A 15,535-nucleotide genomic window follows, 5' to 3' on the forward strand; every position below is an offset into this window, starting at 1 on the left:
CCTACCATATCTGCGATCAGTTCTTTTCTTGTGATATCCTTGATGTCCTTCGTCGATATATATTTCCCATCCCGCAGCACCGTTACTCTGTCACAGATTTCAAACATTTCTTCCATCCTGTGCGAGATGAATATGATCGTTACCTTGTTTTTCTTCAGCTTATCTACGATATTGAATAATAACTCTGTTTCCTTGTTTGTCAGCGGCGCCGTCGGCTCGTCCATGATCAGCACCCGCGAATTTGACATTACCGCTTTCACGATTTCCGTGATCTGCTGGTACGCCACTCCCAGGTCGCTTATCACCGACATCGGGTTCAGCTCGATCTCAAATTCATCCAGCGCCTTCTGCACCTCTGCTGCCATTGCCTTTTTGTCGACGAACGCTCCCTTCATGATCTCTTTGCCATAAAATACGTTCTCTGCCACTGTAAGGTATGGAATCAGGTTGAACTCCTGGTACACCGCTGAGATTCCCTTGTCGATCGCTTCGATCGGCCCCAGCTTTGGGTACGACTCCCCTCTCAGTACGATCTCTCCCCGGGTTGGCTCGATTGCTCCTGTCAGCATCTTTATCAGCGTTGATTTCCCCGCGCCGTTTTCTCCTGCCAGCGCGTGTATCTCTCCCTCTTTAAAGCCTACCGATACGCCATCCAGCGCTTTTACTCCGGGATAATATTTGCAGAGATCTTTTACTTCCAATATATAATCTTGCATTTTTTCTCCTCCGCCATTTTGCAAGGATTTTCCGCACTTGTAAAACATGTGAACAAATGGATAGTCTGCGGCGGCGATAGTTTCGCCGCCGCAGACTATTGTTTGTTCAGATAGAATTGGTATGAATCTTTTGCTTATGCAGCAGGCTTGAATGCTCCGTCTACGAGATCTCCCTGCCATACCGGCGTCGTTTCGTAGTAGATTACTTCCTGCTCGGACGGCACGCCGTTCTCCATGTATTCTTTGAGCTTCTCAACGCCCATGGAACCATATTTTGCAGGCGTGATGTCAATCGTGGAACGGATTACGTTGCTTGTATCCTTGATCTTCGCAACCGCTTCTTCCGTAGCGTCTGCGCCGCCTACGTAGAAGTTGTCAAGAACGTCCTGCGAGAAGTTCATGCCTTTGATCGCTTCGTTTGCGCCAAGTGCGCTCGAGTCATTTACGCAGGCAATTACATTTACTTCCGGATGTGCCTGCAGCGTGTTCTCTGTAACTGTCATAGCAGCGTCCGGGGAGTCGCCGGCCTGACGTGCAACGATCGTTGCCTCCGGGCACAGCTTCTGGATCGTTTCTTCGATACCGTCGCCTCTTCTTACAACGTCTTCCACGTTATCCTGGGAGATGATCAGTACGTTTGCTTTGCCGTCAAGCTTCTCATTGATCCATGCAGCAGCCTGTTCGCCGATAGCAGCGCCGTAGGTGTACTCGTCGATCGTAAGCTGAGCGTCAGCGTTCGGAACAAGCTGAGCCTGCGCTACAACCGGGATGCCTTCTGCTTTTGCTTTGTCAACAACGCTTGTGAGCGCGTTTGCATCGATCGGGCAGATGAACAATCCGTCCATACCCTGCGCGAGGAAGTTCTCAACGTCGGAAACCTGCTTTGCAACATCATAGTTTGCGTCAACAACAGTTACTTCCCAGCCGAGTTCTTTGCACTTTGCTTCAATGCCGTTCGCAACTTCGATGAAGTACGGATTCGACATGTTCTGCAGGGATGCGCCGATTTTCTTTGCGCCTGTTGAAGCTGCGCCGCCATCCGAAGCGGATTCAGAAGCTGCTGCCGAAGCAGATTCACTTGCTTCCGTTGACGCTTCTGTTGAAGGCGATTCACTTGCCGCCGGTGTGCCGCTGCATCCTACAAAGAGAGCCGCAACCAGCATAAGAGCTACTACAGTTGCTAAGATTTTGCTTTTTTTCATTTCTTTTCCTCCTAATAATATGGTTAGGTTATAGTGTATTTTCTGCGTTTTTTACGCAAAAAACTGAAAATCATTAAAATTTGATTATTTCTGACTGACTGAAAAAATAATGGATAATACCGTATTGTATTGATAGAAATCGAAAGTTGTACCCTATGGTTGCTCAGGTTCCCGGCGCGGATGGTTAACCCACCAATCGCACGCCGGTTTCCTTCGCCAGTTTCTGTAACCTCTTATAGTTATCGTGATCCTTTTTGGCATCCGCCAGTTCGTTTTCTTTTCCGAGACGGATGTATTTTCCCGCTCCAAGCGGATTATATTCCATCAGCTCAAGGCTGATATTCCCCTTTGTATCCCTCACAAATTCTGCAATCTTACTGATGTTGTCGTCTGAATCCGTACATCCGGGAATCACCGGTATCCTGCAGGTGATCGTGCAACCCTTCCCGGCAAGATACCGGAAATTATCTTTGATTACTTCATTTTGTACTCCCGTATATTTAAGGTGCTCCTGACCGTCAAAAAGCTTGATGTCTGTATAAAAATGGTCAACCAGCGGCACAAATTTTTCCAGTACTTCCCTCTTGCAGAAGAGCGACGTCTCAATCGCCGTATGCAGGCCTTCCTTCTTTGCCGCTTCAAGCAGCGCTAATGCGAATTCATACTGCTGCGTCGGTTCCCCGCCGGAAAGCGTGAGCCCGCCGCCCGAGATTCCATAAAACTCCCTGTCCTTGCGTACGATTTCGAGCACTTGCTCCACAGTCATTTCCTGCGAGTCAAATTTGATTGCCGTCGTCGGGCAAGCCTTTGCACACTTTCCACAAAGCCTGCACCTGCCATGGTCGCAAATGATGCCATTGGCTGTCATTACGAGCGCTCCCTGCGGACAGGCATCGATACATGCTCCACATTTGATACATTCGCCTTTATTCTGCCAGATATATTTGTTTTGGCTGATTCCTTCCGGATTGTGACACCAGATACAGGAGAGCGGGCAGCCTTTGAGGAACACTGTTGTGCGTATGCCCTCGCCGTCGTGAACCGCAAATCTTTTTATTTCAAAAACCAGTCCCTTAGTCCCCTCCATGCGCTGTCCTCTCAATGATTTCGTCCTGCAGGTCATCGGCAAGCTCTACAAAATATGCCGTATATCCCGCCACGCGTACGATCAGGTTGGTATGCTGGTCCGGCTCTTTCTGTGCTGCCCTGAGCTCTTCCGCATCCATCACGTTGATCTGTACATGTGCGATCTTCTTCTTTACAAGCCCGCGTATGAGGGCGATAAACTTGCTCTTACCCTCTGCCGTATCAAACATCGATGGTAAAAATTTCATGTTCAGCAGCGAACCGTTGCTTGCATTGTTATGCTTCAGGCGCGCAACCGAATTGATGAGCGCCGTAGGGCCGTTTTTATCCCTGCCGTACATTGCCGACACCCCCCCGTCCGCAAGGGGCGATTTTGCAAGCCTTCCTTCCGGCGTCGCCGCCACGTTGAGCCCCATCGGCACATGGGCCGATACGGTGTAAAGCCCCATTTGCACGCGTCCGCCGCGTACGTTGGTATAGGTGTCGAGCTTTTCCGCGAAATAATCCGTCCATTTGGTCGCAATCGCGTCTACCCATTCAATGTCGTTGCCGTATTTCGGAACCTGGTTGATCAGTATCTGGCGTTCCTGCTCGTAGCCCTCAAAGTTGTTTCTCAGCATATCCAGCATTTGCTGTGCGCTGAACCGTTTCTCATCGAACACAAGTTGCTTTAATACCGCAAGGCTGTCCGCAAGATTTGCCGCCTGTATGAACTGTATGCCGGAGAAATTATAATGCGCTCCCCCTGCCGTAACGTCCACACCCTTTTCAATACAATCCGAGATTACGCTCGAAAGGAACGCGCTCGGAAGCACCCTGGCATGGCACACATCCACAAAAGCGTGGATTTCCATCATAATATCCATGAAATAGTCGATTTGCTTCTGGAAAGCATTTTCGAACTCTTCAAAGCTCTTAAAATCTGTCAAATAACCCGTCTGGGGACCAATCTGCTCGCCTGTGAGCATGCACACGCCGTTATTGACCGTAAGCTCAATCACCTTGACGACGTTGAACATTGCAGCATCGCTCCAGCCAAGGTTGTTCCCCGGCGTGGTAAGCTCCACACACCCGACAATCGCATAATTTTCGGCGTCCTTTTTGTCGATGCCCTTATCAATCATCGCATCCACGACAACCTCGTCGTTGAATATCTGTGGCATTCCGCCGCCCTTTGCAATCGTATCCACACATACGCTCAAAAGCTCCGCCGGAGATTCGTTGTATGCGCGCAGTGAAAGATTGGGCTGCGGCAGCCTGATGTGGTTTTGCGCTGCCAGGAAAATGTAGGAAAGCTCGTTGGAATCGTCTGTCCCGTCCAGATGCTTTCCGCCAATCGCTACATTAAACCCGATTGGAAATCCCGCAAAATAACGTGCGCTCATGTAGCAACGCAGGTATACAAGCTGGTTGAATTTAAGCCAAAGCCCTTCCGTCAGCTCGAGGATTCGTTCCTCGCTGACGCCTGCTTCCACGTCCTTTTTATAGTAGGGATAAAGTATCTGATCCAGTCTGCCCGGCGAAAAGGACGATGCGTTCGACTCAATCTGCAGCAGCACAAACAGGAACCATGTGCTTTGCAGCGCGCTGTGATAAGAATACGCGCCGCCCCTGGAAAGCCTGTCGCATACCTCTGCGACATCGAGCATCCGCTGTTTATCTTCTCCTTCAAGGTCTTCCGCCATTTTTTTCGCAAGCTCTGCGTAGCGCATCATGAAGCGGCACGCCGCCTGCAATACGATCACAAGGCTTCCGTAAAATTCATTGTGGTCAGGATTTTCCGCCATTTTCTGGCGAACCTCCTGGTAAAGCCCGCTGGGGCCAAGCCTGAGCCATTTTTCCACATCCGGGCAAATATGCCCCTGTGCGTGATCCGTCTGGTTGATTTTTACAACCTTGCCGACCTTCTTCATCAGGTCGCCGTATTTTCTCTCAATAACGTTTTCAAGGGTATCCTTGTCATCCCAGTATGGCTCAATCACCTTGCGGCAAATATCATAATCTCTCCCATAGACCGAAAACCGATCCTGGTCGCGGGTTTCAAGCGTATCAAGCTCTTCCCTGAGCCATGCCGTGCCGGACTCCGGGAAAATAACGCCCGCTTTTGAGCCTGCGGTACGGTTTCCCACGATATCCTCTTCCGGATAAATTTTAATTTCGATATTGTCTACTGAAGCCGCAAAGGAAAGCGCACGTTTTAACGGTACGGATACATCTTCGTTTTCCTGATACACATCTGTGATGATACATGCCTGTTCGGTTGAGATATACCGCGGCTCCGCCAAAACCTTTTCTTTCAGTTTGCGTATACGCTCAGATATTTCAATATCCAGAATTCTGTTTTTCGTATAGGTGCAATCCATTTTAACCTTACTTTCCGACCGGAACTCGTTCTTGTCTGTCCTGATTATTCTCCAATGATGCTGATCATGACTTTACGGTTCTGAGGCCCGTCCATTTCCACAAGGTAAGCGTCCTGCGCCGCCCCAAGGGCCAGCTTTCCGTCTTTTACAATAAAATGGCAATGGTTTCCAAACAGCATCCCGCGCAGGTGTCCCGTCGCATTTGCAGACGTTCTTCCGTAGGTGGGCAGGAAATGTGCGTGCGCATAATCGTCATTCACCGGCACTACCTTTCGCATCACCTGCATCATATCGTGCTCAAGGCATTCAAGGCCCTCGTTCACCGTGATGCCTGTTGTCGTATGCGCTGTTTCTGCAAGCAGCTGCCCGTTTTTGATGCCGGATTCCTCAACCGCTTTTTTCAGTTCGTCCGTAATCTTTATCATCTTTTCAAACGCGTCGCTTGAAACCACAAAATCTTTATAAAAAACCATATCCCGCTTCCTCCTTATTTATCAAGCCCAAGGAATACCTGTGCATTCCCGCCGAGGACACGCGCAAGCATCTCTTCCCGCAGCCCGATTGCTTCGAGCGCGCTGCGCATCCTGTGCTGTTCGATCCGCGGATAGTTTGAACCAAACATCACCTTCGTATTGAGGCTGCGGTCGATCCACGTCGCCTTTACCTCTTTAGAGAAACAATGCTCAAAGAACGAAACCGGCGCGTCGAAGTACAAAAGCGCTGTATCGACGTATACGTTTGGATATTTAACTGCCAGCATCGCCGCTTCCGTCATCCAAGGCCATGCAAAGTGCGCAAGCGAGAATTTCAACTCCGGAAAATCGATTGCCACATCCTCAAAGTGGATCGGCTGCGAATATTTGGAATTCGCATTCGGTTCCCAGGACATTCCTGCGTGGAAAATGATTGGAATATTAAGCTCCAGCGCTTTTTCATAAATCGGATATACGGCTTTATCATTCGGATAAAAGTCCTGAGAGGAAGGATTGAGTTTTAAGCCACGAAGACCAAGCTCCTTTACCGCATATTCCAATTTTTCCACTGCCTTCGGATCGTGCGGGTCAACAGAAGCAAACCCGATAAAACGGTCCGGCGCCATATCTACAAGCGTTTTAATCAGTTCGTTCGGCATCAACACTTCACCGTTATATTTACAGGAAGAATCAAGGGGCAAAAGCACCTCTTTATCCACTCCCGCGTTATCCATCTGCTTGATGTGCAAGTCGAGCGGCTCTACATGGACCTTATACAGCCCAAAAATATTCCGTTTTTCCGTTTCGTGCGAAAAATCAAAAATGTCTTTGATAAACGCAGGATGTGTGTGAACGTCAATAATCATTCGTGTTTTCCTCCCTAACGAGTTAATTCAATTCTTGTTTTATTTGAATTTAAAAATTCTTCAATCGTATTTTTGTCAACAGCGCCTTCCATCGGCCCCATCGCACTGATCGCAAAGCCGCCGGCCACATTTGCAAACCGCGCCGCTTCCTGCGGTGTTTTACCATCCACAAGTCCAGTAAGGAACGCCGCGCAGAACGTATCGCCCGCGCCTGTCGGATCGATCTCCGTCGCTTCAAAGGAAGGCACGTCCGTTACTTCGCCCTGATAGAAAATCCTGCTGCCCTTTGCGCCGCGTTTCTGGACGACCATTTTGCCCTGCTTCATCCACTTCATACAGCCGTCATAATCGTCCCCGCCAAAAAATTTGCTCGCCTCGCCTTTGCTGGGGAGGATCAGATCCGCCCGCTCGATCACAGGCCCTACCATTTCCATGATCTCTTCCTGCGTGTGTCCCGGCCGCAGATTCGGATCAAAGCTCACCTTGGTGTTTTTGTCCAGAACCTCCATCGTTTTATATACCAGTTCCTTGGCACGCGGCGAGGATTCCATCGTAAATCCGGTATAGTGCACCCATTTACAATCTTTAAAATATTCCCTGTCGACTTCCCCTTCATAAATCACTTCCGAGCCGGAGCCCTTGAGGTGATACATAAAGTCTCTGGAATCGTCTTCATTGTAATAAACAAATGTGGAGCCCGTATAAGTATTCGGAACAACGAGCGTATGTGTCATGTCTACTCCTGAATGCTTCATCCTGTCGAACACGCACTTACCAAAGCCGTCGTCTCCAACCGAACCAAGAAACCCGCAGTTCATTCCCATCTTTGCCGCCGCATGGATAAAGATCGGAGTATCCCCGCTTGGGAACGGCCCTGCAAACGTGCCCGCCTCACAAAACGTCCTGTTTCGTTCTATCCTGATGATTTCAACAATGAGCGGCCCCATTGTAATGATATCGAATCCCACTTTTCCTGTTCCTTTCCATGAGTTTCTTTTATCTGTTTTATCTCTATCTTATTTATCTATATCCGGTTAAATTATTGTTGATATTTTGTTCAAAATTGAGTATGATTGAATTATAACATCATGACATTATAATGTCAATACGTCATAATTGTATTTTTTGAAATTAATATTTTGAGAATACATTTTGTAATAAATTTGATATAATGTAAATGGGTTGGAATTTATATAGATCAGGGGGCTTTGAAAGTGAAAACAATCGCTTATCTAGCAGTTTATAACAGACTAAAAGAAATGATTGAAAATCATGTATATAAAGTAGGCGATATGCTTCCGCCCGAGCACGCGCTTGAAAAGATGTTTCAGGTAAGCCGTATAACCGTACGGCGGGCGGTCAAGCTTTTGATTGACGACGGTTATGTGATTATCAAGCCTGGAAAAGGTACGATGGTTGTAAACCGTACTGCCACGCAACGCCTGAATTATGTTTCCTCTTTTACGGAAGCGCTGAAAAACAAAGGATTTGATATTCAGCTCAACGATTGTTCGATTGAGGTAATAGATCCAACGCAGGAAGTTGCGGAAAAGCTGAAAATTTCTGAAAAGGAAAAGGTGGTTTGTATCAAGCGGGCGGTTTACGCAAACTCTGATCCGTTTGCACTCATTACAAACTACATTCCCTACTCGATGGTTCCCGGCCTCGAGCACGACGTGGGGCATTTTGTGTCTCTTTATTCCTTTTTGGAATACAAATTCAATTATACGATCGATACCGCTACCGATACGATTTCCGCAATCAACGCCACAAAGGAACTGGCTGAAAAGCTGAAGCTCGAGGAGGGCGCGGCTTTGCTGATCAACGTCCGTACCTCTTTTAAGGAAAGCGTTCCCGTGGAATACGCCATTACGATCGTGGACTCACGACAATTCAGCTATAGCGTCAATATGGTGGGACGCAACCTTTCAAACTGAGCCTGCTCATTTTCAACGCCTGCATTGCGGGCGTTTTTTTATACTTTTTATCTTCTATTAATAGAAACCGTTTACGGCGTATATCCTGTGTGTATCGTATCGATATAACAGTTTATGGGGAATATGCTTACGATGTCACGTCTGTATAAAAACAAAAAAATAGTAGCGCTGCTCTTCTGCCTGATCGCCGTTTATACCGGTATGCTTGTTACAGACAGCGTATCTGAGCGCGAACCCGCTGCGCTTACTTTTAAATATCTTGGCGATATTTTTTGCCTGCTGATCGTTTTGGCAAGCTGGCGCCACGCTTACAGTAAGGCGGATATCACGCTTCTGCTTACGGGCTTCTTTTTTGTGCTTGGCGCAGACGCCCTGTTCCTGTTTGCAAGACAGCTGGATTTAGGCATTATATGCTTTGGTTTTGCTCATCTTGTCTTCATGCGCCGCTATCAAAAGAAACCTTCTCCCCTTTGGCCGATCCTGCTGCTGGCTGTATCGGCCTTTTATGCCATTGGAATGCTGATAGGCCTTCAACTTCCCTATATCTACATTCTGTCTGTCGTTTATGCAGCTCTGTTGTTTATGGACGCGCATTCCGGCTTCCGCTCCGCTCTTCCAACGCCAAATAAAACACTGGTTAAGGTCGGCATGACATTTTTTATATTGAACGACGCAAACAATGCCCTGATGTATCTTGGCGCGCCCGGAAGCGTTTTAAACGAAATTACCTCTTATTTTGTATGGGTATTCTATTTACCTGCGCTTGTGTTGCTTGCACTGAGTGCATATGGCTACCAGGATAAAAATGCCGGCGAAGAGCGGCTGTACCGTGTTTGATTTGGCCAGAATCAACTGTATAACAAAGGGCTGCCTTCGTTTATTATTACAGGACAGCCCTTTTATTTCCAAAAATATTTAATTGTTGCCCGATTCAATCCGCAAAATACGTCGCGTACATATCCGCGATTGCAAGCGCCGGGGCGAGCCGATAAGTTTGAAAGGCGTTTGATTGCGTCCTTCCGCCGATATAGCTTCGCGCCGCATCGTCATATCCGCCCATATGCCAGCGGATCGCAATCGCTTCCTCTTCCGTGAGGCGGATATGGCGCATCAAAAGAAAAACGGATTTTTCACCATGCCCGAACGGAAGTTCGTCGTTTATGGCATAGACCTCTTTTTCATTCCATTCCCTTTTCCCCGGCGTTTTTACATTGCGGATTTCCCTGGTATAAAAGTTGGTTTTGCATACGTCGTGCAATAGCCCTGCGATCACGATGGAATCTTCACGCTCGCATTTGATCATTTTATTGAAATTTTTCAGGATTTTATATACGTTCAGGCTGTGAATGAGCAATCCCCCGTCAAAGGCACCGTGATTGTTTGTGCTCGCCGGAGCCGAATAAAAATCGGTCTCCTCCTCAAGCCACGCCAGTAAGGAATCCATATTCTCGCGCCCCGTTTCGAGCAAAAGCTCCCTGAATTCTTTTTTCTGTTCCTCAATTAGCTCCTGACTGATCATACCATGCCCTGCCATTCCATTTGTTTTTTTCATTATAACACATCCTGTACCGGCATAAAAAGGCATAAAAAATACGGGCAGCCGCAGCCGCCCGTATTGATCCACATTATTCTTATTTTACGACTCTGTCAAGCAGTCCCTGGAATGCGCAACCATGTCTTGCTTCGTCCTTAGCCATCTCATGAACCGTGTCATGGATCGCATCGTATCCAAGCTCTTTGGCGCGTTTTGCAAGCGCGAGCTTGCCAGCTGTTGCGCCGCACTCAGCGTCTGCGCGAAGCTGCAGGTTTTTCTTCGTATCGGCATAAACAACTTCGCCGAGCAATTCTGCAAACCTGGAAGCGTGATCCGCTTCTTCATAAGCCGCTCTTTTATAGGTCTCCGCAACCTCAGGATAGCCTTCTCTATCGGCCTGCCTTGCCATTGCAAGATACATTCCAACTTCAGTGCATTCTCCCATGAAGTTTTCTCTGAGCCCCTGAACTACTTCTTCGTCAAGTCCCTGCGCAACACCGATTTTGTGCTCGTCCGCCCAAACGCGTTCACCTGCAAATTCATCGAATTTGGAACCGTCCGCACCACACTGTGGGCATTTAGCGGGCCTTTCGCCTTCCGCGGTGTAACCGCAAACCTGACATACATACTTTACCATTTCTTTATACCTCCCAATATACGATTGAGCAAAAAGCTCATCGATTTTAATATACACGGTCTCGGAAGTATTTAAACAAAAATTTTAATCTTTTTTCTACCTGTTTTTTATCAAATTCCCAATACACGATTGCCAACCGCAAAATCGTGTTATCAATAACTATCAGAAAAAGAAACGAGGCGAGAAAAAATGAGCCACGCCGCAACAATCGTATCGATGCAAAACAACTATTTCTATACGGGGCAAACAAAGGACTATGAATTTCGCAGGGATGCGCTTATAAAACTGAAACAGGCTGTCGTCAAAAACGAGGCCGCAATTTTCGACGCTTTGAAAGCCGACCTGAACAAAAGTGCTTTTGAAGCCTATGAAACAGAAGTAGGCATTGTTTTAGACGAGATTTCTTATGCACTGAAGCACCTGAAAAAATGGATGAAGCCCCAAAAAGCGCATACGCCTATCGACCAGTTTCCCTCCAGAAGCTTTATTCTGCCGGAGCCTTACGGGGTTTGTCTCATTATGTCTCCCTGGAATTATCCCTTCCAGCTCACGCTGGAGCCCCTTGTGGGCGCCATTGCCGCCGGCAATACAGCGATCCTCAAACCATCCGATTATTCGCACAATACCTCGCAGGTGATTGCAAATATCATTCATTCCATCTATCCGGTGGAGTATGTCGAGGTCGTTTTGGGTGGCAGGCAGTCTAATCAGGATTTGCTCCAGCAGCACTTTGACTACATTTTTTTCACAGGCGGGGTTACGGTTGGAAAGCTCGTAATGGAATCAGCATCCAAATTCGTCACGCCCGTCACGCTCGAGCTCGGTGGAAAGAGCCCCTGTATCGTGGATCAGACTGCGGACATAAAACGTGCAGCCAAACGGATTGCGTGGGGGAAATTTTTAAACGCGGGCCAAACCTGCGTCGCTCCCGACCATCTGTTTCTGCATACGGATGTAAGGACGGAATTCCTACAGGAATTCCAGGCGGCTATCACTGAATTTTATACTGACGATCCGCTGTCCTGCGCTTATTTGCCAAGAATCATAAACCAGAAGCATTATGACAGGCTTCGCGGGCTTATGGAGGGTGAGGAAATCCTTATCGGCGGAAAAAGCGACGATTCTTCCCTTACAATCGAACCCACCGTGATCGACCACGCAGAATATAACCATCCGATCATGCAGGAAGAAATTTTCGGTCCGTTACTTCCTGTTCTGGAATTCCGTAATCTTGACGACGTGGTCGTAGAAATCCAAAAGCATCCGAAGCCGCTTGCGCTTTACCTGTTCTCGCAAGATCATGGAACGGTCAAGCGTGTTTTAAGAGACGTTGCCTATGGAGGCGGCTGCATCAACGACGTCGTCGTTCAGGTTGCAACCTCGCAAATGCCATTTGGCGGCGTGGGTTCCTCCGGTATGGGCGAATATCACGGGAAAGACAGCTTTCGCACTTTTAGCCATTACAAAAGTATTTTGCACAAATCCAATAAAATCGACATTCCGATCCGCTATTTGCCGGGAACGCCCGATAAATTCAAAAAACTGCGGAAGTTTATCGGAAAATAAAAAAAACTTATCACCACAGATACAAAAAAGAGCGGACTGCAATCCGCTCTTTTTTATTTGCGATATTATTATCCTGTTTCACCCGGCATTTCCGGCATTTGCTCTTTGGGAAAACAAATCCGCACCTTGAACAGGTCTCCGTCGATTTCGATCCGGAATTCGCCATTCATCATCTGCATAAAGTTTTTTGCAATCGACAGCCCAAGTCCGGAACCCTCCGTGTGTCTTGATTCATCGCCGCGCTTAAAGCGTTCCATCAGTTCGTCCTCCGTCATATTGAGCGGATCGCGCGACACGTTCTTCACCACAACACAGTTTGTTTCGTCCGTCTGCACAAAATCGATATATACGCGCGTTCCTGCCGCCGCATATTTAATCGCGTTGTCAAGCACGTTTCCGATCACGCGCCACAAAAGCTTTCCGTCGGCCTCCACAAACATTTCCTTTTGCGGCGCCTCTACAACGAATTCAAGACCTGAGCCTTCAATTTTGTCAGACATTTCGCCAAGCGCCTGCTCCATAAACTGTACAAGTTCCATGCGCGCCATATCGACCGTCATATCCCCGCTGCTCGCCTTCGCCGCTTCAAACAAATCGTCCGTCAGGAATTTGAGACGCTTTGATTTCATATCCAAAACCTCAAGGTATCTGGGAGCATTTTCGCTCGTAAGGCCCTCTTTTTTAAGCAAGTCCACATAAGTCAGAATAGACGTAAGCGGCGTTTTGATGTCGTGCGATACATTTGTAATAAGCTCTGTCTTCATCTTTTCAGACTTCACCTCATGCGTCACAGCCGCTTCAAAGCCCTCGGCAATGTGCTCGATGCCGGAGGCTATCTCGTCAAGTTCCTTTCCTCCGCCTTTGGGAATCGTATAGCTGAGCGTACCCTCCTTGATGCAGGAAATCCCTTTTGCAATCTCCCGGATGGCCGCCGCCTTTTGCAGGATATATTTCAAAGCCGCCGCAAGATAGATTGCAAGGAATACCAGACCGATAAAAATACCGGTTCCACCCATCAGCAATCCAAATAAAACGGTGAGGCCCACAACGCCAAGCCCGCCAACGAGATACCAGACTGTAAATCCGACTCCCTTTGACTTTACGTCGCTTCTATCATAAGCATCCCTGAAGCCTGTAAAAATTCTTCCTACCAAAGTATAATTTTCTTTCCTTTTTACTCTGCGCGAAACCGACATGCTCCATAAAATGAGCAGTGCCGTCCCAATCGAGATATATATGGCAATCCGCACCGCCTGGACGGCGCTCCACGTGCCCGGCGTCCATACGCGCTCCGATGTAAAGAGCGCTGCCAGTAAAAATTCAATCAGCAGTAGCCCTATCCCGCCAATGTCAAGGTATATGGAATCCATAAACCCAACTTTTACATCGTCGTTGCGCGGAGACCTGCCCGCTGTATATAAAAGCCAGATAAACGCTCCTGCAAAAATCACGATACATACGACCATAAAGATGACCGTAATGAGATAAGCCCGATAGGTCTGTGCATAGTCAGCCATGCTTTGCTTGAAAAAATCGTTGGACATCCCCACATAGATAGGCGTTGCGCCGCCCGACAACAAATATGCTTCCGAACCTGTAGTTGTCCGCTGGTAGCCGTCATCCTGCGGCAAATCCTGAAAAAGCCCCGGCTGGACGCCGTTCCAAGAAAATTGTTTGTTGGAATCGAGGTCTCCAATCCATGCAACCGCATCATTTTTTTCAACATTCGTATGCGTAACTTTGCCGTTTTCCACCACTGCAAAATAGTAATTTTTATTTTCTGTCAGGTTGTCCTGCGCCTGCTGCTGCTTTTCCTTATATTCGTTTTTAATATAATCAGGCGCATCCGAAAGCAGCTTTGCATACTTCTGGTTGACCGAGTTCACCTGACGCTGCGTATATTCGTCCAGCGCAGGCAATCCATCCGCTGATGCTCCGCTTTCAGCAAACGCCACCCCGCTTTCTCCTGCGGTAACGCTCAGACTATCAGACTTGCTTTGATCCGCGCCCGCCACCGTCTCTTTTGATGTAGCTGCCGCACTTTCTTCGCTGCCGTCAATCTGCGCTGCAAACTCTTCCTTAAACTTTGCCATATACTCTTCATAATATTCACCTTCCAATTCCGAACTTCCAAGAATGTTTCCGAGCTCTGATTCATAAGAGCTCCTGAGCGTTGAAATATAACTATTTAACTCGGTTGCCATGGCGTCCTCGCCATAACCGAAATATGCTTTGTTTACAGATTCCACATAATCTGTCATTGTGGTGAGATATTCCATACTCTCAACATATTTATCACTGGTAATCGTGTTTGAAGAATCATATTTGGCAAGCCTCACGCCTGAAAAAGCAATGAAACACATCGAGAAGAGGCAAAGTACCCATGCTATGATCTTAAACCTGATATCATACTTTGATTTTATCGATTTTGTATCCAATGCCCCATACCACCTTCAAATATTTCGGTTCCTTCGGATTGATTTCTATCTTTTCCCGAATCCTTCGAATATGCACCGCTATTGTATTTTCAGCGCCTACGGCCTTTTCGTCCCATACGCTCTCATAGATTTGCGTTGTGGAAAGAACCCGTTCCATATTCTGCATCAGATACCGCAATATTTTATATTCCATGGGTGTCAGCTTTACGATTTCCCCGTCAACCGTCACCGTTTTTTTCATGTCGTCCAGCACAAGCCCACCGGTCTGGATGACGCCCTTTTCGGTTGCCATGCTTCCAAGAGACGTATACCTGCGCAGCTGCGATTTGACTCTTGCCATAAGCTCGAGCGGATTAAACGGCTTTGTCAGGTAGTCGTCCGCGCCGGAATTCAACCCCAATATCTTATCGTTGTCTTCAGACTTCGCGCTCAGCATGATCACCGGTATATTTGCATATTCGCGAAGCTTCATCGTTGCCCGGATACCATCCATTCCCGGCATCATGATATCCATAATGATGAGGTGAATCTCTTCATCCTCCGCATATTTCACAGCCTGTGCGCCATCATAAGCCTTCAATACCTCATATCCTTCATTGACCAGATAAATCTCTATCGCATCCACGATTTCTTTATCGTCGTCGCATACCAGAATCTTCATTGCATAAACCTCCGTATCGTGATATCTCATTATACCACAGATACGGCCTTCTCGTT

General features: G+C 47.6%; 14 protein-coding genes. 3 read left to right on the forward strand and 11 right to left on the reverse strand.

Going from position 1 to position 15,535, the window contains the following annotated elements; translation table 11 throughout:
* The 7 genes from CHK_RS01755 to CHK_RS01785 form a co-directional block, all read right to left on the reverse strand.
* Positions 1-716, reverse strand: a 716-nt coding sequence (locus CHK_RS01755; protein ID WP_046442348.1) for an ATP-binding cassette domain-containing protein, incomplete at its 3' end; no start/stop codon positions are given.
* A gap of 134 nt (positions 717-850) precedes the next feature.
* Entirely contained in the window at positions 851-1,918 is a 1,068-nt protein-coding gene (locus CHK_RS01760; RefSeq protein ID WP_046442311.1) for a sugar ABC transporter substrate-binding protein, read from the reverse strand.
* 184 nt (positions 1,919-2,102) lie between these two features.
* Positions 2,103-3,005: a glycyl-radical enzyme activating protein gene (locus CHK_RS01765; RefSeq protein ID WP_046442312.1), complete on the reverse strand. Its 903-nt coding sequence runs from the start codon at positions 3,003-3,005 to the stop codon at positions 2,103-2,105.
* Positions 2,992-5,367 (reverse strand): glycyl radical protein, encoded by a 2,376-nt coding sequence (locus CHK_RS01770; protein ID WP_197408948.1) that lies wholly within the window; start codon positions 5,365-5,367, stop codon positions 2,992-2,994. The genes CHK_RS01765 and CHK_RS01770 overlap by 14 nt, the downstream gene beginning before the upstream one ends.
* Positions 5,368-5,411: 44 nt before the next feature.
* The gene (locus CHK_RS01775; protein WP_046442314.1) at positions 5,412-5,840 is read right to left on the reverse strand and encodes a secondary thiamine-phosphate synthase enzyme YjbQ; all 429 of its coding nucleotides are present in this window, start codon (positions 5,838-5,840) and stop codon (positions 5,412-5,414) included.
* Positions 5,841-5,854: 14 nt separating this feature from the next.
* On the reverse strand, positions 5,855-6,706 hold the full coding sequence (locus CHK_RS01780) for an amidohydrolase family protein (RefSeq protein ID WP_046442315.1): 852 nt from the start codon (positions 6,704-6,706) through the stop codon (positions 5,855-5,857).
* Positions 6,707-6,720: 14 nt separating this feature from the next.
* A complete protein-coding gene (locus tag CHK_RS01785) occupies positions 6,721-7,674 on the reverse strand; it encodes a carbohydrate kinase family protein (protein WP_046442316.1) in 954 nt (317 codons plus the stop codon).
* 246 nt (positions 7,675-7,920) lie between these two features.
* Between CHK_RS01785 and CHK_RS01790 the strand changes: the two genes are divergently transcribed.
* On the forward strand, positions 7,921-8,643 hold the full coding sequence (locus tag CHK_RS01790) for a GntR family transcriptional regulator (protein ID WP_052740153.1): 723 nt from the start codon (positions 7,921-7,923) through the stop codon (positions 8,641-8,643).
* Between the two features lie 114 nt (positions 8,644-8,757).
* Entirely contained in the window at positions 8,758-9,480 is a 723-nt protein-coding gene (locus tag CHK_RS01795; protein WP_160295571.1) for a lysoplasmalogenase family protein, read from the forward strand.
* Between the two features lie 94 nt (positions 9,481-9,574).
* On the opposite strand, the gene CHK_RS01800 is transcribed toward CHK_RS01795, so the two are convergent.
* Positions 9,575-10,195 (reverse strand): HD domain-containing protein, encoded by a 621-nt coding sequence (locus tag CHK_RS01800; RefSeq protein WP_235811568.1) that lies wholly within the window; start codon positions 10,193-10,195, stop codon positions 9,575-9,577.
* Between the two features lie 79 nt (positions 10,196-10,274).
* A complete protein-coding gene (locus CHK_RS01805; RefSeq protein WP_046442318.1) occupies positions 10,275-10,814 on the reverse strand; it encodes a ferritin family protein in 540 nt (179 codons plus the stop codon).
* A gap of 189 nt (positions 10,815-11,003) precedes the next feature.
* Between CHK_RS01805 and CHK_RS01810 the strand changes: the two genes are divergently transcribed.
* The gene (locus tag CHK_RS01810) at positions 11,004-12,380 is read left to right on the forward strand and encodes an aldehyde dehydrogenase (RefSeq protein ID WP_046442319.1); all 1,377 of its coding nucleotides are present in this window, start codon (positions 11,004-11,006) and stop codon (positions 12,378-12,380) included.
* A 68-nt stretch (positions 12,381-12,448) separates the two neighbouring features.
* Here the strand turns inward: CHK_RS01810 and CHK_RS15445 are convergent, their stop codons facing one another.
* Together CHK_RS15445 and CHK_RS01820 are read right to left on the reverse strand one after the other, a co-directional pair.
* Entirely contained in the window at positions 12,449-14,818 is a 2,370-nt protein-coding gene (locus CHK_RS15445) for a sensor histidine kinase (protein WP_052740156.1), read from the reverse strand.
* A complete protein-coding gene (locus CHK_RS01820) occupies positions 14,787-15,479 on the reverse strand; it encodes a response regulator transcription factor (protein WP_046442321.1) in 693 nt (230 codons plus the stop codon). Before CHK_RS01820 ends, CHK_RS15445 begins: the two co-directional genes overlap by 32 nt.
* Positions 15,480-15,535: the final 56 nt, after the last annotated feature.

The organism is Christensenella hongkongensis, from assembly GCF_000981035.1.
Classification (GTDB): Bacteria; Bacillota; Clostridia; order Christensenellales; family Christensenellaceae; genus Christensenella; species Christensenella hongkongensis.